The following is a 20,492-nucleotide window of genomic DNA, read 5'->3' as shown; positions in this document are numbered from 1 at the left end:
GTGACGTACGACTCGCTGGTCAATCACGGCGACTACCTCTCGGCGCACTACCTCGCCGAAGTCCTCCCCAAGGACCTCAAGGCCAAGGACGGCCTGCTCGCCCGGTGGGCCGAGACCGAGGAACAGGAGCGGCGCGCCCACACCGCGGCCGTCGCCGAGGCCAAGTCCGAAGGACGCGACCCCGCGACCGTCCCGCCGCGTGCCCGCACCCCCCGCGAGGGCCTGCGGGCCCTGCACGGCCCCTACTTCGCCTCCCGCGCCGACTTCGCCCGGGACGCGGCGGCCCTCGCCGTTCCGGGCGCGCCGGTCCCCGCCGACTGGACCAAGCGCCTCACCGAGCTGCACCTGGCCACCCTGGGCGCGCTCGGCTTCGGGGACGCGCACGAGCAGGCCGTCACCGTCCACCGCTCGGGCCACGACTACACGGTCCAGGTCCTGCACACCGAGCCCGGTCTGATCGCCGTCTCCTGCGGCTGGACCGACGAGCCCGACGCGGCCCTCGACCCGGACGGCGCGGGACGCCTGCTGCACCCGGTGTCTCTGGAGGCGTCGGCCCGCCTCACCGACGCGAAGGCGCTGGTGGACTTCCTCTTCGAGTGCGACGAGCCACGACGCTATGTCCTGATGCTGGCCGGCGGTGTCGTCATCCTCGCGGACCGGCTCGCCTGGCACGAGGGCCGCTACCTCGCCGTCGGCCTGGACGCCGCCCTCAACCGGCGCGACGTCCGCAATGGCGGCGAACTCGACACGGTCGCCGCCCTGTTCGGCGCGGACTCGCTGCGCGTCCCCGAGGAGGGTGGCACCGCGCCGCTGGCCGGTTTCGTCGACAAGTCCGGCAAGCACGCGGTCGGCGTCTCCACCGAACTGCGTGAGGGACTGCGCCTGTCCGTCGAGTGGATCGCCAACGAGGTCCTGGCCCGCCTGCGGGACCAGGGCGTCACCCCGGAGCAGATCGACGAGCCGGCCCGCCTCGCCAAGGAACTCGGCCGCGAGTCGCTGCGCTACCTCTACCGCATCCTGTTCCTGCTGTACGCCGAGGCCCAGCCGGCGCTCGGCATCCTGCCGGCCGACGACCCCGAGTACACCCGGGGCTACGGCCTCCAGCGCCTCGGCGACCTCGTCGTCCGCGACCTGGTGGGCGAGCGGTCCCGGCGCGGCTTCCATCTGTACGAGTCCCTCGACCTGCTCTTCCAGCAGGTCCAGAAGGGCCACCGGGAGTTCGGCAGCGAGCCCGAGGATCTGGCGGCCCAGGCCGCCGACCGCGCGGCCACCGAGGCCGAGCGGGAAGCTGCCGAGCTCCTCGCCTCCGGGGCCATCACCCGGGACGAGCACACCGAGCGGGTCCGCGAGGCCGATCGTGCCCGCAAGGCCGCCGCCCGCAGCGCCGATGTCGGCCTGCGCTTCGAGCCGCTGCGCTCCGACCTCTTCGAGGGCGACGCGGTACGCCTCATCTCGGCCGACCAGGTCGAGAACCCGGCGCACGAGGAGGGCTCGGACGCGCCCGAGTTCCTGGACACCCGGCTGCGCAACGAGACCCTGCACAAGGTCCTGCGCCGCCTGATGCTCACCAAGGGCAAGGGCCGCGAACGCGGCGGCTTCATCTCGTACGCACAGCTCGGCATCAACCAGCTCGGCGCGGTCTACGAGGGTCTGATGTCCTACACCGGCTTCATCGCCGGCGAGGACCTGTACGAGGTGGCCAAGGGCGGCGACGCGTCCGGCGGCAGCTGGATGATCCCCGCCTCCCGGGTCCAGGACTACCCGGACGAGGTGTTCGTCGAGCGCCCCCACGAGGAGACCGGCCGCCCCCTGCGCGTCGTCCACCCCAAGGGTTCGTTCGTGTACCGCCTGGCGGGCCGCGACCGCCAGACGTCGGCCTCGTACTACACGCCGAAGTCCCTGACCGAGGTCACCGTCGAGCTCGCACTGAAGCACCGCCTCGACCAGGACGGCACCGAGACGTCCGCCCGGGAACTCCTCGACTGGAAGATCTGCGAGCCCGCGCTCGGTTCGGGCGCGTTCCTCAATGAGGCCATCGATCAGGTGGCGGCGGAGTACCTGCGGCGCAGGGAACGGGAGTTGGAGCGCCGCGTCGATCCGGAACTGCGGCCCGTAGAACTCCAGAAGGCCAAGGCGTACATCGCCCTCCACAACGCGTACGGCGTGGACCTGAACGCCACCGCCGTGGAACTGGCCGAGGTCTCGCTCTGGCTGAACTCCATGCACCCCGGCATGCGCGCACCCTGGTTCGGCCTGCATCTGCGGCGCGGCAACTCGCTGATCGGCGCGGGCCGCAAGGTGTACGGGGCGGACGCACTGCCGCACGGCCAGTGGCTGTCGAAGAAATCCCCGCTGCCGCCCACGGAACTCCCTTTCCGCGATGGCGACTTGCCGGAAGGCGCCGTCCACCACTTCCTCCTCCCCGCCATCGGCTGGGGCGCGGTCGCGGGCGAGTCCGAGGCGAAGAAGCTGGCGGAGGACCAGGCGAAGGCGCTCGGCCAGTGGCGCAAGGGGGTACAGAAGGCACCCAAGGGACCCAAGCCGTTCGTGGAGAAGGACGACGAGCCGCAGGAGAAGCGGAAGGCCCGCTACGACAAGTGGGCCAAGGCGGCGGCCAAGACCGAGCTGGGCCGGCTACAGGCGGTGGCCCGCCGGGCGGAGTTCCTGTGGAGCCTGGTCGCCAAGCGTCTGGAACTCTCCGAGCGCAAGGTCTCGCGCCCGATCGACGTATGGGGTGCGGACTGGCTGAAGCCGGCTGCGGAGGCCACCGACAAGCAGCGCGTCCTGGACGACCTGACGGGGGCGGGCACGCCGTATTGGCGGCTGAAGACGGTCATGGACGTCTGGTGTGCGCTGTGGTTCTGGCCGCTGGACCAGGTGGGGCTGCTCGACGGCTCGGATACGGCGTACGCGCCGGGCGGCGGGGTGTTCGAGGCTGGGCCCCCGCCGGTGACACCTGCCTCGGTGGTATCCGCCTCGTCTGCACCGGAACCTGCGGTCGCCGCTCCGAGCGGTCCTGCGCCGGGAGACGTGGTCTGGCGGGCGGCCGGGCTCTTCGACGACCCTGACGGTGAACAGGACGAGTTGGGCGCCGTTGAGGAGAGCGACAAGGGCCTGGAGATCAAGCGCCTCAAGATCAAGGGGCGCAGGGCGACCGGCCGGCAGGCCGAGATCGCCGAGGACACGCGGCGCCCGGTCATTCCGCTGAAGACGTTCGCGGACTGGCTGGACTTCCTGGAGCTGACGCTCGGCACGAAGGACGCGGACGCGGGCTCCTTCCTGGATGGCCTGGACGACCTGCCGGTGGATGAGGCGCTGCCGCTCCTGGAGGCGTACGAGCGCAGCCTGGACAGCGTTCTGGGCATGGACAGCCCGCTCAGGCTGGCCCAGCGCTTCCCTTGGTTGCACGCGGTTGAGGACATCGCGGGTACGACGGAGCGCGACATAAAGACGGAGGACGGGCACGGGTTCTTCCACTGGGAGCTGCACTTTGCGCATGTGTTCCGGGGGCCTGGGGGCGGGTTTGATCTGCAGGTGGGGAATCCGCCTTGGGTGCGGCCCGAGTGGGTGGAGGATCCGGTCCTGGCTGAGCGGGAGCCCTGGTTCATGCTGGCTGAGAAGCCATCGGCCACGGAGCGGCAGGCGAAGAAGGCGGATCTGTTGGGCGGCGCGGAGGCCCTTGCCTACTACCTTGGGGAGCTGGCTTCGGTGAGCGGGCTATCCGAGACGCTAGGGTCGACTGTCACTTATCCTGTGTTGGCAGGGACACGCCCCGATCTTTATCGAGCTTTCATGAGCCAAGTGTGGGCCCACGCTGGACGTAATGGCATTGCAGGACTGGTCCATCCAGACACCCACTTCGGGGGCGTGAAGGACGGCAGACTGCGCGGGGCCGCATATCGACACCTTCGGCTCCACGCGGGCTTTATCAACGTCGGCAACTGGGCGTTCGAGGCTAGTCGAAAGATCGAGTTTGGTGTGCACATCTATGGTGCAGCACAAAATGCCATTCGCTTCGAGAACTTGAGCGGTTTGTACGGCGTTGAGCCGCTTATGGCGTCGCTGGACCATGACGGTCATGGTGAAGTTCCTGGCATGAAGTATGGCAGGGACTGGGATCTGCGCCCGCATCAGGCACGTGTGATCACAGTCGACGAGGTCAGGCTCTCGGAGTGGCAGCAGTTGACTGGGGATACGGGCGTTCCGCCGAGTCAGGCAGCGCTGTTGCAGCCCTTGACGACTGAAGAGGAAGGGGCTATTGCTGCTTTGGCGTCGGCACAGGACCGATTGGGTGATCGAGAGCCTAGGATCAGCCAGGGCTACAACGAGACCAACGGTAAAAGGGACGGTTTCATCAGCTGGGAGTCGACTCAGCCCGTCTGGTTGTCCGAACTTGTGCTTCAGGGGCCGCACTTCGGCGTCGCCACGCCCGTAAGGAAGCACCCGAACGTACCCTGCCGGGGAAATCAGGACTGGACGAGCTACAACCTCACGGAACTTCCCGTCGACGCGGTCCCCCGGACCAACTATGTACGCCCTGGGTCCTGCTCGCTGAAGCGCTACGAGGATGCCCAGGACCGCTGGTTGGACCGGTCGCGGCTGGACGTTGACTGGGAGCCGAGCGCGGAGCAGTGGGAAGGCCGTCGCGAAGTTCTAAGTCATGAGGAGCTGGATCTTCCGGATGAAAAGCAGCGGGAACTGATGCGGCAGCGACTGTGGTGGTTCCAGCCGTATACGAGGTTCTATCGGTTGGCGTGGCGACGGATGATTCCAGTAAGCACTGAGCGGAGCTTGTTCGCCGCATTGATCCCACCGGGACCGGCACACGTCCACACCGTGCAATCCATGGCACTCACTGATGTCCGCTCTACCGCTCTTAATGCTGGCTTCTGGGCAGCTCTGCCCCTGGACTATTTGCTACGCATCACGGGGCGCTCCGATCTTCAGGTCGCCGAAGCCCTCAAGATGCCCTATGCCGACCCGTCGCACCCCCTGGCTGGCCCCCTCCTTCTTCGCGCACTCCGCCTCAACTGCCTCACGGATGCTTACGCACCGCTCTGGTCGGAGCTGTACGACATGACCTGGCCCGGTTATGAGGACTGGGCGGTGAAGTGGCCCGAACTCTCACCGCTTGCGGGGAACTTGAAGTCATCCTGGGACTACGCCATGCCGCTGCGTACCGAGTATGAGCGGCGCGCCGCTCTGGTTGAGATCGACGCACTGGCAGCTGTTTGGCTTGGTATGAGTGCCAATGAGCTGATCGCCATCCACAAAGCCAGGTACGCAATTCTCGCGGACCGCGAGTCGGAGATGTGGTTCGACGCCAATGGTCGCCAACTAGCGCGGGATCCCTACGCCCACGGTCACGGTCAGACCAAGCAGGACTACGAACAGTTCCTCGCCTACAACAAGGGTGAACGATCCGAACCCCCCGAGGGCTACACCGCCCCGTTCTACAAGGCCGCTCGGGAAGACGAAATGCGCGCAGCCCATGCCGTTTTCGAGGAGCGGCTGCGGAATGTCCAGGAGGCCAAGTCATAAGAAGAGCGCCCTGCCCCAGGACGTGGGTCCGGGGCAGGGCGCTTGGTCGCGCGGCGTCGTCAGCCTCGCGTCGCGTACGAGACGAAGCGTTGCCATGCCCCGGGAGCCACGGCAATCTCCGGGCTCTGCCGCAGCTTGGAGTCTCGTACGTGGACAGTGGTGGGGCAGGTCGCCACCTCGACGCAGTCGCCTTCGCTGCCGCTGCTATAGGTGGACTTCCGCCAGGACATCGCCACCTCGACACAGTCGTCACCCTGCGAGCCGCTGTAACTGCTCTTGAACCAGGCCAGTTCGGACGTGCTCATAGCGCTCCTCGCATCCGCTTCAGCAGGCCCAGGGAGTCCTCGGGGGTCAGAGCCTGTGAGCGCATCTTGGCATAGCGCTGGTGGAGAAGGCTGATCTCTTTCGCGTCAGTGATGAGGCGACCGTTCTCCTGGCCTTCCGAGTAGCCGAACCAGCAGTTGTCGGCCGTTTCGGCCAGCCTCAGCGGCCCGTCCAACCCCGCATGCACCGGCTGCCGCAGCGGCATCAGCTGGAACTCCACGTTCCAGTGCCGTTCAACGACACCCACCAGGTGGTCGTACAGCTCCCGCGTCACGTCCGTTCCACCCGTGTGCCGCTCAAGTACCGCCTGCTCCACGATGAAGCTGAACGCCGTCGGCGGTTTTCGGTTCGTGGCCAGCAGGTCCTGGCGGGCGAGCCGTGCCGCGATCCGCTCGCTCAGCGCTTCCTCGTCCGGCAGCGGCGGCACGCTGAACGACACCGCCCGCGCGTACGCTTTCGTCTGTAACAGGCCCGGCACCACCCGGCATTCGTAGGTGTAGAGGCTCACCGCCTCCGCCTCGAACTTCGCCCACTGCCGGAACCAACTCGCCAGCCCCGGCTGCCGCGACAGATGCCGGGCCGCACCCCGCAGCGCCCCGAACGCGTCCAGGACCTCCTCCGCCCGCTCCACGAAGTCCGGCTGCGGAAAACGGCGGCCCTGCTCGATCTTGGCGACCGTCTGGACCGAGTACGGGACCCGCTCGGCGAACTCCTCCTGGGTCAGGCCGGCCCGTTTGCGGAAGGCCTTGAAGACCTCGCCGAACGTCTTCAGGCTGTCCGAGACTTCCGGCTCACCGCCGCCTGGCACCCCGCCCGTACCGTCCGTCATGCGAGGACACCGCCCTTCCCCAAGCTCTCGACTCCGTTCGAGCAGGGGAGACCCCATTCATGCCCCGCCACTCACGTCCCACTCGGCCATGGTTACGGTCAGTTGCCGGCCGTGTCCACCGTCCGTACTCGTACTCTGACGCAGAGTGCGGGTCGCTGACCTGGTGCGTGAAGTCGCCGGTGGCCAGATTGGCGGCCATGACGCCAAGCACTGCCCCCCACGGCCCAGTCACCGTACGTGTGTTCGCGCAGCGTTTCAGCTCCACTCCGCGCGGCGCCCGCCTCGCCCGCCACCTCGCCCTGCATCGGCTGGATGTCTGGGGTATCCCGTACGGCTCCGACGCCTCGGACACCGCCGCGCTGCTCGTCGCCGAGCTCGCCACCAACGCCATCACTCACGGCCGCGTTCCCGGCCGCGACTTCGAGGTGCGGCTCACCCTCGATGCGGAAACCCTGCGGATCGATGTGGCGGACGCGAGCGGAGAGCGTCGCCCTGAGGGGCCGGGGGGAAGCGTCGTCCCGGCTGCCGGAGCGGACGGCGGGCGGGGGCTGCTGCTCGTCGAGGTGCTGGCCGACCGGTGGGCAGTGCTCGACCGCCTGCCCGTCGGGAAGACGGTCCGTGCCGAGCTGGACCTGCCGCACTGACGAGCCCGTCCGCCGTCTATAGGCTGGCCGTGGACCAAGGTCATCAGTGGCGGACGAGTGAGGGTGACGGGTAGTCATGACGGGGCTTGAGGAGAGTGGCAGCGGACGCGGGTCCGGGCGCGGGCGGGCCGTCGGGTATCAGCGCTACCAGTTCCCGCCGGAGGACGCCGAGCAGCTCCAGCCCGGGCTCTTCCCTTCGCTGCACGGACCCGTCGAGGTCGGGTATGACGGGCTGCCGACCGGTGTGGAGCTGGAGCAGCTCGTCGACGAGGAGGGCGAGGCACGCGATCCGGGCGAGATCTCCGCGCCCTTCCGGCCCGAGAACATCAAGATCGAGACACAGACGACCACCGTCGATCTTCTCCTCTCCCGGCTGCGGGAGGAGATGATCGACCTCGCCCCCGACTTCCAGCGCCGGGCCGGTATCTGGAGCGACGTACAGCAGAGCCGTCTCATCGAATCGCTGCTGCTGCGCATCCCCATCTCGTCCTTCCACATGGCGCAGGACGAGGAGGACAACTGGGCCGTGGTCGACGGCATTCAGCGCCTCACGGCGATCGCCCGGTTCATGGAGCCGGAGACGGTGGACATGTCGCCACTGAGGCTGCGCGGGCTCGACTACCTCCGGGACTTCCACGGCGACGGTTATCAGGACCTGACGGGGCGGCTGAAGATCAGGTTGCGCGAGACCCAGCTCGTCGTGCACATCATCCAGCAAGGCACGCCGGAGGCCGTGAAGTTCAATGTCTTCGCACGGATCAACACCGGAGGGATGCCGCTCAAGCCGCAGGAGATCCGGCATGCCCTGATCGACGGGCCGGTGCGTGGCTACCTCGCCGACCTCGCCGAGGACCCGGCCTTCGGTGAGGCCACCGGAAACAGTGTCTCCAACGAGCGGATGGCCGACCGGGAGATGGTGCTGCGCTTCCTGGCGTTCCGGCTGACCGACCCCGCCCAGCACACACAGCGGGACTTCGACCAGTTCCTCATCGACGGTATGCACCTCGTGAACCGGCTGAGCGCGGAGCAACGGGACGCAGTGGCCCTGGAGTTCCGCCGGGCCATGCGGTGCGCGGCGGACGTTTTCGGCGATCACGCGTTCCGTAAATGGCGGGGCGGCAAGGGCAAGTCGCCCATCAACAAAGCGCTGTTCGAAACGGTCGCCGTCAATCTTGCCATCTTGGATGATCGCGAGCGTGAGTCGCTGGTAGCGTCGCGTGACAGGGTGCTCGAAGGGTTCTTCGGGCTGATGAAGGACTGGGACTTCGACCGTGCCATCTCCGTCGCCACCGGCGACACAAAGAAGGTGCGCACGAGGTTCACCGCGATGGCGGAGCTTTTCCGGGGGGTAGTGGACGGTGCTTGACCAGCTGACGCTGACGAACTTCAAGGCGTTCCAGCACATGGACCTGAAACTCGGTCCTCTCACCCTGCTGACCGGTCTCAACTCCTCCGGCAAGAGCAGTGTCCTGCAGGCACTGGGGCTGCTTCAGCAGTCCTACATGGCCGGCGACTTCGATGACGTACGGGACCTGGTGGAAGAGGCCGGATCCGGCGCTGTCACCGCCACCGACTGCGGCTTCCTCCTCAACGGGGAACTCGTCTCGCTGGGCACCGGCCGAGACGTCCTGCACGAGGACTTCGTCGGCGACAAGGCGGAGATCACGCTCGCGGTGAGCGAGAGCGCGTACCGCTATTCCTGGACCGTGGCCTACGCGGCGGAGCAGAACCTGCTGCCGTTGGCCGGTGTGGACATCCCGCTGATCAGTGAGGGCGGGAAGCCTCCCTTGGGTGCCGCCGCCGTCGTCCCCGCATACTTCACCGCCGGCTTCCAATACCTGCACGCCGACCGCATCTCGCCCGCGGAGTTCTATCCGCGCGACCACCACGCGGCCATCGGGCGAGGATTCCTCGGTGTGCGTGGCGAACACACCGTCAACTTTTTGCGCCATCACGCCAGGGACGAGGTCCCGGAAGGGCCGCTGCGTCACCCGCGCGCCGCATCGTCTCGGCTGCTCGACCAGGCGGCGGCGTGGATGGGGGAGTTGTGCCCGGGAGTGGACCTCCAGGCAGCGGCCATCGACGGCACCGACTCGGTGCGCCTCTCGTACGGCTTCGACGGCCCACGCGGCACCCGGCGGCGCCCCACGAACGTCGGTTTCGGCCTCACCTACGCCCTGCCGATCGTCGTGGCCTGTCTGACGGCGCGGCCCGGATCGCTGGTCCTCCTGGAGAACCCCGAGGCGCATCTGCACCCGCGCGGCCAGACCCGGATGGCCGCTCTCGTCGCGGGGGCGGCGGCGCAAGGGGCGCAGCTGGTCGTCGAGACGCACAGCGATCACGTGCTCAACGGGGTGCGGCTCGCCGTCAAGCGTGGGGTGCTGGCCCCGGACGGTGCCGTTCTCCACTACTTCCGGGGCGGCACCACGGGCAGCGAAGTGGCCAGCCCCCGCATCGACCGTGACGGACTGCTCGACCAGTGGCCCGAGGGGTTCTTCGACGAGCTGGAGAACACGCTCGACGAGCTGCTGACCTGACACGCGGGCCGGGGGCCGGTCGACGGGCGCGTACGACATCACCGAGGGGGAAGTGTGCCGCTGCTGTTCCTGAATGAGATCTCCTGCGACACCGACTGCGAGCCGGCGCGCGCCGAGCGGGCCATGACGGAACTGGCCCGGGCGGTACTCGCGGTGGTCAAGGCGGATCGTGCGGGCACTGTCCTCGTCGGACGTGAGCCGATCACCGGACTCCAGATAGCGAAGGGACAGTCGGTCGGCAAGTGGTCGGGGAAGAACAGGGAGATGTGGCGTCGGCTGTTGCTGATGCAGAGCAAATGGCCGCACCGGGCGGTGTATCCGGAAGGCGAGGGCTTCTACGACATCGAGTACCGGCACCGCGGCCAACCGGCGGATGGGCTCGGTGCCGCGCACCTGATGGACGGCCTCGGAGTGTCGTTACCGGTGGAGCCCTGCTGGACCGACGACCACGTGCTGGTGGAGCGCGAGCGCCTGGTGGAAGGCGCGGGTGGTGAAGACTGCTCGGAGACCGATGAGGTGGGGGTGCGCCACCTGTCGTCCTCCGTCCACTGTGAGACGCACGGAGCCTGGATCAGGCAGGGCGTCGAAGCGGTGCGCAGGGGCGGCCTCGACGCGGTGACGCGTGGTGCCGAGCTGTGGGAGGGGCGCGCCGCCCACTTCCCCCACCTGGAGTTCCTGCCCGGGGTGGAACAGCAGCTCCGGGGCCTGTCGCCGGCCTGGGTCCGTCCCGCAGGGAGTCGGCTGGCCGAACTCGATCAGGCGGTGGCCTCCTGGGACCCGGGCAGCGAGCCCGAGGGGCCGCAGTGGCACTCCTGGGTGACGGGTGAGCACCAGCAGCGGGCGCGTGAGTTCTGCCTGTTCACGGACCTCGACGGTCAGCTGCGGATGTTTGACACGCACGCCCGCTTCACCCCGGGACCCGGCAGGGTGTACTTCCGGGTCGTCCGCGCGAACAAGGCCGTGCGCGTGGCCCACGTGGGACGCAAGCTCGGCGTCTGACCGGGCCACATACGGCCACAGCGCGATTACCGTAGGGCGTGGCCCATGACGGGCCCACACGAGACGCATCATCAGGAGGACCACGCGTGCGACCGACCCTCGCCGCCGAGCAGGTACGCGACAGCCTGAGCCAGTACCTGTCGACGACGTACGCACTGGCGGACGAGGGCACCCGCAGGGCCCTGGAACAGTTCCTCGGTGACGCCGACGACGGCATCTTCCGCGGCCCGTACCTGCGGATCCGCACGCCCTTCCGCTCGGCTGAGAACGACGACTGGCAGCGGCATCTCACCTGGTGGCCGCGGACCAAGGGCTTCACCACCCCCTACCGCCACCAGGAACGGGCCTGGGAACGCCTCTCCACCTTGCACGGCCCGGCCCGGCCCACCCTCGTGACCACCGGTACGGGGTCCGGGAAGACCGAGTCGTTCCTCGTGCCCGTCCTCGACCACTGCCGTCGGGAGCGCCAGGCCGGCAGGGAAGGCGTCAAGGCCGTCCTCCTCTACCCGATGAACGCGCTCGCCACCGACCAGGCCCACCGCATCAACAACTACCTCGACAACCCCCGGGACGCCCGGCTCAGGGACGCCGGTGTACGTGCCGGGCTCTACATCGGCGACAAGGCGTCCAAGGAGTTCAAGCAGGCCAATCCGCGCGTCGCGGTCGACCGGGACGAGATCCGCCGTACCCGGCCCGACATCCTGATCACCAACTACAAGATGCTGGACCTGATGCTCCAGCGGCCCGAGGACCAGCGGCTGTGGCAGGAGCCGGGCGGCTCCGCGCTCGCCTACGTCGTCCTGGACGAGTTCCACACCTACGACGGAGCGCAGGGCACGGACGTGGCCATGCTGCTGCGCCGGCTCGGCGCCGTCGCCGGCCTGGACGCGCCGGGCCGGCCGCTCGGTCCGGTCTGTCCGGTCGCGACCTCGGCCACCCTGGGCGAGGGCTCCGATGAGTCCGAGGGCACTGCAGGTAACTCCGAGGGCGCTGCGGGCGGGGCGATGCTGGATGTGGCGGAGCAGGTGTTCGGCGTGCCCTTCCCGCCGGATGCCGTGGTGGGGGAGGACCGGCGCAGTGCCCAGGACTTCGCGGGAGTCAGCGACTTCAGGCTGCCATTCCCTTCCCCCTACGAGGTGGGGGCCCTCGACGATCCCACCCAGGGCCCCGAAGCGCTGGACCGGCTGGCCGCCGCTTTCACCGACAAGACGGGCCTGGACGCGGCCCAGCTCGGCAGACAGCTGCGCCGCCACCGGCTGACCGCAGCCGTCCTGGAGATCCTCGACGGCCGCCCGCGCACCATGGCCGAGATCATGGACGTCCTGCCGCGCTACGCCTACCACTGGGGCGTTGCCGTCCAGCAGAACCCCGCCGTCGCCGCCCAGGCCCTCGCGCGCTACATCGCCCTCCTCTCGACGGCCCGCGACCCGGAGCACCCCACTCGCCCGCTCCTGTCGATCGAGGTGCACCACTGGGTGCGCTCGGTCTCCCGGGTGCTGCGCGGCATCAGCGCGGCGCGGGCCGAGTTCCGCTGGGACGACGAGCGGGTCGCCACGGGCGGCAGACTGGCCGCCCGTACGGCGGGTCGCCGTGCGGCCCACTCCCCTGCTCCCGGGGAGGATCAGGGTTCGCCCACTCCCTCGGGAGACAGCGCGCCCCCGCCCGCGCAGGTGTTCCTGCCCGCTGTCTTCTGCCGGGAGTGCGGACGTTCCGGCTGGGCGGCGCTTTCCCCGGAGGCGGACCCGGCAGAACTCGACATGAACGCCACGAAGATCCGCCGGGCGTCCGTCGGCCGCGACAAGAGCCGGGTCCGCAACATGATCGCGGCCACCCCGCAACAGGCGTACGAGGCGGCCTTCGTGGCCGAGAAGCAGCGCAGCGGACCGACCGTGATGGTGCTCGACGGGCTGACCGGGCGGGTGCGGCCGCTGTCGCGCGAGACGGACTTCGATGCGCCGCGTGACGACGATGGCCGGCACCTCGCCAAGCCGTTGCACGATGCGGCGTTCGTCTGGGCGGACCTCGGCGACGACCGGGCGGCGCGCGGCGACCAGTGCCCGGCCTGCCGCACCTTCAACGCCATTCGCTACCTCGGTACCGGGCTCGCCGCACTCGCCGCCGCCTCCATCACCCAGCTGTTCACGGGCGGCGAGCTGGACAAGAACCTCAAAGAGGACAAGACCCTCCTCTTCAACGACTCCGTCCAGGACGCCGCCCACCGCGCCGGGTACGTCGCCAGTCGCTCGTACACCTTCTCTCTGCGCGCCCTGCTCGCCAGCCGCATCGACGAGGACGAGCCGGTCGCGCTGAGCGACCTGGCCGCCGACCTGATCGCGGATGTCGTGGACAGCAAGGCCGTCCAGGCCGCGGTGATCCCGCCCGACCTGCACGTGGTGCGCGGCGTCGACACCCTGCTGTCCGGGCGCAGCCACGGTTCCCGCGCCACCTGGGAACTCATCGCCCAGCGCCTCGCCTTCGCCGCGGTCCTGGAGTTCGGGCTGCGGTCCCGGCAGGGCCGCACCCTGGAGCTGACGCGCACCGTCTCCGCGGACGTCCCGCTCCAGGACCCGGACGGGGTCGCCGAGATCGTCCGGGAACTCCTGCACACCACCCCCGGGGACATCGAGCTGCCGGACGGCTCGCTGCCCGGCCCGGACCGCTGGATCGGGTACGTGCGCGGCCTCCTGGAACGACTGCGGACGCGCGGCGCCATCCGGCACGCCTGGCTCGACGGCTGGCTGAACGAGGCGGGCGTGCGGCGCTGGCTTGTGTGGGGCGGGCGCAAGACGGGAATGTCGGCATTCCCGCCCGGCGTGTCCGCCCCGGCGTTCCTGCTCGGCAGCCCCAAGCAGGGCAGCGACGACTTCGACGTGGTCACCGGCCGCCTCGGCTGGTACCAGGACTGGACCAGACGGAGCCTCGGCCTGCGTCCCGACGCCGCCAACGCCTTCCTCGTGCGGCTGCTGCCCGCGCTCGTCGAAGCGGGCGTACTGTCCGCCCGTACCGCCAAGGACGGGGCCACCCGCGTCTACGGCCTCCAGCCCGGCCACGTACACGTGCGCAAGCTGGCCGACGACCAGGTGGCCGACGCCTCCGCGCACTGCCCGGTCTGCTCCTGGGAACAGACCGTCCACCCCGCCCTGGCCGACCAGTGGCACGGTCAGCCGTGCCCCCGTTACCGCTGCGGCGGCCTGCTGCGCACCGGCCAGGACCTGGAGAGCGGCGTACGGCGCCGGGACTTCACCCAGGACTTCTACCGGCGGATGTACCGCGAGGCGGGCGTCTTCACCATCAACACCGCCGAGCACACCGGCACCCTCAGCCGTCCCAAGCGTGAAGCGGTGGAGAAGGCGTTCCGCGCGGGCGTCCAGGTGCACTACGCCAACCCGCAGGTGCTGTCCTGCACCCCCACGCTGGAACTCGGCATCGACATCGGTGACCTGTCGGCCGTGGTGCTCGCCTCCCTGCCCAAGGGTCCCGCCAATTACGTGCAGCGGGTGGGCCGGGCCGGCCGTGCCACCGGCAACGCCTATCTGCTGACCATGGTTGACCGGGGCCCCAGGGACCGCTACTACCTGGACGACCCCCGTCAGATGATCGCCGGGGACATCCAGCCGCCCGGTTGCTTCCTCTCCGCGAGCGAGATCCTTCGTCGTCAGTACCTCGCGCACCTTCTCGATCTTGCCGGCGCCGGACGGCTGCCCGTGGCGGACGCCGCCGGGGACCCACTCTTCCCGATGCCCCGCCTGGCCACCGAGCTGTTCGGTCCGGCGGCCTGGCTGCCCGAATTCCAGCAGGCCGCACTGGGTGCCGGCCCCCGCCTCGCCGACGCCTTCCTGCAGCTGTTCCCGCCGTACGACGAGGCCAAGGGCACCGGTGTCAGCCCGCAGGCGGCCGAGGAGCTGCGGACCTACGCCACCGGAGGGCTCGCCGAGGCCCTGGGCGAGGCCCGCGCCCAGTGGGAGGACCGGCGCGACGAGATGCAGCACCGGATCACGTCGATCGACGCGGCGCTGAAGGCCCTGGTGGCCGGTGACCCGGACCACGAGCGGCAGGGCAGGGAGCTGCGGGCCGAACGGCGAGCCGTCTCCCGGCACGCGGGTGAGATCAGCCGCAGCACCGCGCACGGCGCGCTCGTCGACCTCGGACTGCTGCCCAACTACAGCCTCGTCGACTCGGCGACCGAGCTCGAAGCCACCCTCACCTGGCGGGAGGACGGCAAGGACGGACAACCCGAGCACCACAGCAAGGTTCTGAGGTATGAGCGTTCGGCGCGCCTGGCCCTGGCCGACTTCGCGCCCGGCAACCACTACTACGTACAGGGCTACAAGCACCGCATCACCGGGCTCGACATCGGCAGCCCGAACCGCCCGGCGTGGCGGTGGTGGCGTGTCTGCCCCGACTGCGGGCACATCCGCACGCAGCAGGCACGGCAGGACTCCGCCGCCTGCCCGCGCTGCCTGTCCCCGGCCATCGGCGATGTGGGCTGCCTGCACAAGGTGCTGGTGCCCCACCGCGTGATGGCCCGCGACCAGCGGGACGACATCCGGGTGCGTGACGACACGGACGAGCGGGAGCGGCGCCACTACACCGTCGTTCCCGCCGTGGACATCCCGCAAGAGCATGTCGAGGCGGGGTGGAAGCACACGAGAGCCACCTTCGGCTGGGAGTTCACCCGGCGCGCCGTGATCCGGCACCTCAACGTCGGCGCCTCCCGCGTGGAAACCGGGGCTGAGGACGCCTTCGCGGGACGCCAGGTGCGGCTCAACCCCTTCTGGGTCTGCGACTCCTGTGGCTTCGCCGACCCCGACGGTGGGCCCGCGGCCGCGCACACCGGACAGCAGGACGCCTTCGGGACCACCCGGGCCACGAAGTACCACCGCCCGTGGTGCCCCCGGCTGCGCGAAGGGCTCGGCGAGACGAAAGCCGCGCAGCAGGGGGTGAAACTGCTGCTCGCCCATGAGCTGCACAGCGAGGCGCTGCGCATCCTCATCCCGGCGGTCACCGCCCACACCGAGGAGCGTCTGGCCTCCTTCAAGGCACTGCTCCTCGCGGGCATCGCCCAGAGCTACGGCGGTGACCCCGACCACCTGGCCGTGGTCACCGACTCGATGCCCGAGCCCGGCAGCGACGTCCGCAGGCACTTCCTCGTGCTGTACGACTCCCTGCCCGGCGGAACCGGCTACCTCCACCGGCTCGCGGGACCCGACGGGCTGCACGACGTGCTGACCCGGGCGCGCCAGGTCATCGAGCGGTGCCCGTGCGTCGGAGAGGAGCGGCCCGCCTGTCACCGCTGCCTGCTGCGGCACGTCGGTGACAGCGAGTACGCACTGGTCTCGCGGGAGCACGCCCTCGACATGCTCGGGGAACTCCTCGGCCGTACCGGCGACGCCTGGAGCATCGAGGAAGCCGGGACGACCGGGGACATCAGCCTCGTCCAGCAGGTCGAGAGCGAGCTGGAAGCGCTGTTCCGCCGAGGGCTCCTCGCGTGGGCCGAAGGCGTCGACGAAGTGAGCGTGCGTACCGCGCAGACGCCCGACGGCGAACGCGATACGACGCTCCGGTTCACTGCTCCCGACGGCACGGTCACCGGCTGGCGCATGGAGACGCAGAGCGACCTCGGCTTCACCGTGCCCGACGTGGTCTTCCGCAGCCTCGACGACGACCGGAAACGGGTGGCGGTCTACCTCGACGGCTACCGCTACCACGCAAGTCCCAGCAACAACCGCATCGCGTCCGATGCGGCCAAGCGGACCCGGCTGCGCTCCGGGCACGGCTGGCAGGTCTTCCAGCTGACCTGGGACGACGTACGTGCCTGGACCGGCGAGGCGAAGCCCCCCGCCGACCCCGTATGGGTTCCGTACCAGAACACGGCGCAGAAGACCGCGTCGGACATCCACCGGCGCCTGCACGGGGACGACCCGCGTGACCTGAACCGCTTCGTGTGGACGAATCCGGTCGAGACGCTGATCGGTTACCTGACCACCCCGGACCACGGGGTGTGGCGGCGGCGTGCCCAGAGCGCGCTGGCAGGATTCGCCGCGGTCTCCGCGACCAGCCGGGCCCTCGCGGACGGACCCGAGATCGGGCACCGTATCGCCGAGGCACTGGAAGGCAAGCGGCTCGCGGGCGGCCAGGGTCCCGTTCAGGTCATGGCCACTCAGGACGGCAGCGGATGCCCGCTGACGGTCGCCCTCGACCTGCGCAAGGGGCAGGCGGGTGCGGTGTGGACCGCCCTGACCGTGCTCGACGACAGTCCGGAAGCGCTGGGCCGCGACGAGAACGCCCACCGCCGGCGCTGGCAGGCATGGCTGTACTGGACCAATCTGCTGCAGTTCCTCAACGAGGGCGAGGGCGACGCCGTTCAGCTGGCAGCCGGCCAACTTCCGGGCTTCGACCCGCTGGAGCTCGCCGTGACGGGTGGGGCCGGCTGGCTGGAGTCCCGGCGACAGCCGCAGCAGCCCGATACGGAAGGGCCGGCCACCGAAGCCGCCACGGCCGCCGTACCGTCCGCCGAGCCGTCGCCGCACGTCGAGGTACCACTGCCCGAGGCGGCGACGGGAGCCGTGCGCGATCCAGCCTGGGACGAGGTCGTCGACTACCTGGTGGAGGAGCCCGGCCTCGCCGAACTCGTCGACGTACTGATGCGGTCGGCGGCGCCCGCTCCCGAAGCCGGATTCGAGCTCGGTGACGCCGCATGGCCCGCCGAACTGGCCTGGTCCACCCACCGCATCGGTGTCGTTCTCGCCCCTGCGCAAGAGGACGAAGCCGCGGTGGCCGAAGCGCAGGACCGCGATCGTGCTTACGCGGCAGCGGGATGGACCGTACGGACCGCGGTGGAGTGGGACGCACGGGAACTTGCGGCCGCCCTGACCCGGCCGGCCGGAGCAGACGGCCGCCCGGCAGTGAACGACGACGAGGAGCAGGACCGATGACCACCACCGGCGCGCCGACCGCGGGCGCGACCCTCCGCCTGCTCGACAAGGCGGACAAGGAAATCGTCAAGCTGGACCGGGCGATCGTCGGGGCGGTCTACAAATTCCAGCACGAGTTCCGTAAAAATCCCGGGGCGCCGGGCTTTGACCTCAAGCCGCTCAAGGGGCACGAGCGGCTGTGGTCGGCTCGGGTCAACCGCGAATACCGGGCGTTGCTGGTGCGGCTGGACGGCAACGACTGGCTGCTCGTCTCCGTCAAACACCGCGGGCACGTCCACCGCAACCTTGATCGGCTCGCATACGGCATCAACCAGGTCACGGGTGCGATCGAGTACGTGGACCTCCAGGTCGTGGAGGACGGCGTCCTGGGCTCGGAAGCCGCCACGCCGCATGCAGCAGCCCCCGCTGACTCCGCTTCGGAAGCTGCCCCCGGCACACCGTTGTTCGCCACGTACACCGCGAAGCAACTGGCCGACCTGGGCGTCGCCGAGCCCCTGATCCCGATCGTTCTCAAGCTCACCACGGACGACGAGTTGCTCGGACTCGCCGAGTATGCCCCGCGGCACACCGGAGAGGTGCTGCTGCGGCTGCGCGACGGGGTTCCCTACCAGCAGGTCATGGACGAGGTCACCGCACCGGTCGCGGTCGAGCCCGAGGATTCGTCCGAGAACGCCCGCGGCGAGGACTGGCAAGCGGCGGCCGACCGCACGCAAGCCGTGGTGATCACCGATGACGAGTCGCTGCAGAGCATCCTTGAGGAAGGCGACTTCGGCCGGTGGAAGGTCTTTCTCCACCCCACCCAGGAGAGGCTGGTGGGACGCACGTACTCGGGGCCTGCCCGTGTGGGCGGCGGCCCCGGAACGGGCAAGACGATCGTTGCCCTGCACCGGGTGAAGCACCTTGTGGACCAGCTGCCCCCCGGCCACAACAAGCCGGTTCTCTTCACCACCTTCAACAAGAACCTCGCCGCCGATCTGCGCGCCCGCCTCCTCTCGCTCGGCGGACCGCAGACGCTCGCCCGCGTCGACATCCTCCATGTCGACCAGTTGGCGACGCGTGTGGTCAGTGAGGCCGACCCGGGGAACGCCAAGCGCAGGATCGATGACACACAGGCGCTGCGTGAGTGGCGACAACTGCTCGTAGAGGCCGGGGAGAGCCGATGGGACGCCGAATTCCTCAGCGATGAGTGGAACCAGGTCATCCTCGGCCAGGCCGTGACGTCGCGAGCCGACTACTTCCGGGCCCGGCGGGCGGGGCGGGGCCGCACCGTGACCCGTCCCGACCGGGCCGAGATCTGGCAGCTTGCCGAGCGCTTCACCCAACGACTCGACGTCAAGGGGCTGGAGACGCACCGTCAGATCGCCGAACGCGCGGCCCAGCTGGAGATGGCACGCCAACGCAAGATCGAGGAGCGCCGTCGTCAGGAGGAGGAGCGCGGAGGGCCGGGCAATATCCATGCGGAGTCGGGGACCGGCGCCTGGCTGCGCTACCGCTACCGGCACATCGTCGTGGACGAGGCCCAAGATCTCGGTGCCGCGCACTGGAAGATGCTGCGGGCCATGGTGCCGCAGGAGGCCAATGACCTCTTCCTCGTCGGCGACACACACCAGAGGATCTACGACAACCAGGTCACCTTGGGGAGTCTGGGCATCAACATCCGTGGGCGCTCGGCGAAGCTGACGCTCAGCTATCGCACCACACGAGAAATCCTGGGCACCGCGATCGGCATCCTGGAAGGTACCGACTTCGACGATCTCGACGGCAGCACCGATGACCTCGCCGGATACCGCTCGGTGTTGCACGGCGGACGCCCGTCCCTGCGAAGTGCGGACAGCTGGGACGGCGAACTCGACCTCGTGGTGGAGCAAGTGCAGGCGTGGCACGACGTTCCGCGCGAGTCCGTCGCGGTCTGTGTGCCGACGAACGAGAAGGCCGACGAGGTCGTGGCACGGCTCGGCCGCCGCGGGATCACGGCGACGAAGATCACTGGTGACGGGGCGCGCGGAGCCGAGGGGGTGCACGTGGGCACCATGTACCGCTTCAAGGGACTTGAGTACCGATGCATGATCATCGCCGGCATTTCAGAGGGCCTGGTCCCACGCTCGGCTGTGGACGCCTGGGAACGGACCGACCGACTGCGCCACCGGCGCGAACTGCAGCGGGCCCGCTCCCTGCTGTTCGTCGCAGCCACCAGGGCGCGGGACGCACTCACCATTTCGTGGAACGGTGAGCCCAGCCGGTTCCTTCGCCCTCTGGGGGCAGGCGGCCAATGAATCGCACGCCGTATGAGCTTGGAACGTGTTTGCTGCTGTCTGACGCCGCAGCGTACGGTCAGGCCATTTGGGAGGCACGGGTTCTGACCCACCGGCGTGGCCGTGACGTATCTGTGACGCACGGAGTCCTCCAGAGCGTGTGAAGAACATGCTCCCTTGCTTCCCGTCCTGCTCATTTATGATCCGAGGTCAAATCGCCACGTCTTTCCGATGACGCATCACGTGGAGTGCGTTGTGATCCTTGAGCCTGCTGAAAAGGGCCGCTGACCTGCTGTTTCTCCGAGTGTGCGTGATGGGTGTCACGTACGTTGGATGCGGTGTCTCGATGCATGTGAAGCACGTGTGACGTACGAACGGCGCAGATCCTGACGATTCGTCATGCGTGGCTGGTGGTCGCTGGGCGGGGTGTG

At 69.2% G+C, this 20,492-nt stretch carries 9 protein-coding genes; 7 read left to right on the top strand and 2 right to left on the bottom strand.

Going from position 1 to position 20,492, the window contains the following annotated elements; all coding sequences use genetic code 11:
* Positions 1-5,541 (top strand): class I SAM-dependent DNA methyltransferase, encoded by a 5,541-nt coding sequence (locus ACFW5B_RS12155; RefSeq protein WP_386437219.1) that lies wholly within the window; start codon positions 1-3, stop codon positions 5,539-5,541.
* 59 nt (positions 5,542-5,600) lie between these two features.
* Here the strand turns inward: ACFW5B_RS12155 and ACFW5B_RS12150 are convergent, their stop codons facing one another.
* Together ACFW5B_RS12150 and ACFW5B_RS12145 are read right to left on the bottom strand one after the other, a co-directional pair.
* On the bottom strand, positions 5,601-5,846 hold the full coding sequence (locus ACFW5B_RS12150; protein ID WP_386437217.1) for a DUF397 domain-containing protein: 246 nt from the start codon (positions 5,844-5,846) through the stop codon (positions 5,601-5,603).
* Entirely contained in the window at positions 5,843-6,694 is an 852-nt protein-coding gene (locus ACFW5B_RS12145) for a helix-turn-helix domain-containing protein (RefSeq protein ID WP_386437214.1), read from the bottom strand. Before ACFW5B_RS12145 ends, ACFW5B_RS12150 begins: the two co-directional genes overlap by 4 nt.
* Before the next feature lie 197 nt (positions 6,695-6,891).
* On the opposite strand from ACFW5B_RS12145, the gene ACFW5B_RS12140 reads away from it, so the two are divergent.
* The 6 genes from ACFW5B_RS12140 (at position 6,892) to ACFW5B_RS12115 (ending at position 20,082) form a co-directional block, all read left to right on the top strand.
* Complete coding sequence (locus ACFW5B_RS12140) at positions 6,892-7,338, top strand: ATP-binding protein (RefSeq protein ID WP_386437211.1); 447 nt, start codon at positions 6,892-6,894, stop codon at positions 7,336-7,338.
* A 76-nt stretch (positions 7,339-7,414) separates the two neighbouring features.
* Positions 7,415-8,704 (top strand): DUF262 domain-containing protein, encoded by a 1,290-nt coding sequence (locus tag ACFW5B_RS12135; RefSeq protein ID WP_386437209.1) that lies wholly within the window; start codon positions 7,415-7,417, stop codon positions 8,702-8,704.
* Entirely contained in the window at positions 8,697-9,875 is a 1,179-nt protein-coding gene (locus ACFW5B_RS12130; RefSeq protein ID WP_386437206.1) for a DUF3696 domain-containing protein, read from the top strand. The genes ACFW5B_RS12135 and ACFW5B_RS12130 overlap by 8 nt, the downstream gene beginning before the upstream one ends.
* Before the next feature lie 54 nt (positions 9,876-9,929).
* Positions 9,930-10,874 carry a hypothetical protein gene (locus ACFW5B_RS12125; protein ID WP_386437203.1) on the top strand — a complete coding sequence of 315 codons (945 nt, stop codon included), beginning with the start codon at positions 9,930-9,932 and terminating at the stop codon, positions 10,872-10,874.
* Positions 10,875-10,960: 86 nt separating this feature from the next.
* Entirely contained in the window at positions 10,961-17,809 is a 6,849-nt protein-coding gene (locus ACFW5B_RS12120) for a DEAD/DEAH box helicase (RefSeq protein WP_386437200.1), read from the top strand.
* Entirely contained in the window at positions 17,806-20,082 is a 2,277-nt protein-coding gene (locus tag ACFW5B_RS12115) for a UvrD-helicase domain-containing protein (RefSeq protein ID WP_386437197.1), read from the top strand. The genes ACFW5B_RS12120 and ACFW5B_RS12115 overlap by 4 nt, the downstream gene beginning before the upstream one ends.
* Positions 20,083-20,492: the final 410 nt, after the last annotated feature.

The sequence above is a fragment of the Streptomyces sp. NPDC058773 genome, from assembly GCF_042746015.1.
Taxonomy (GTDB): Bacteria; Actinomycetota; Actinomycetes; order Streptomycetales; family Streptomycetaceae; genus Streptomyces.
This window is presented reverse-complemented; position numbering and strand designations above follow the sequence as displayed.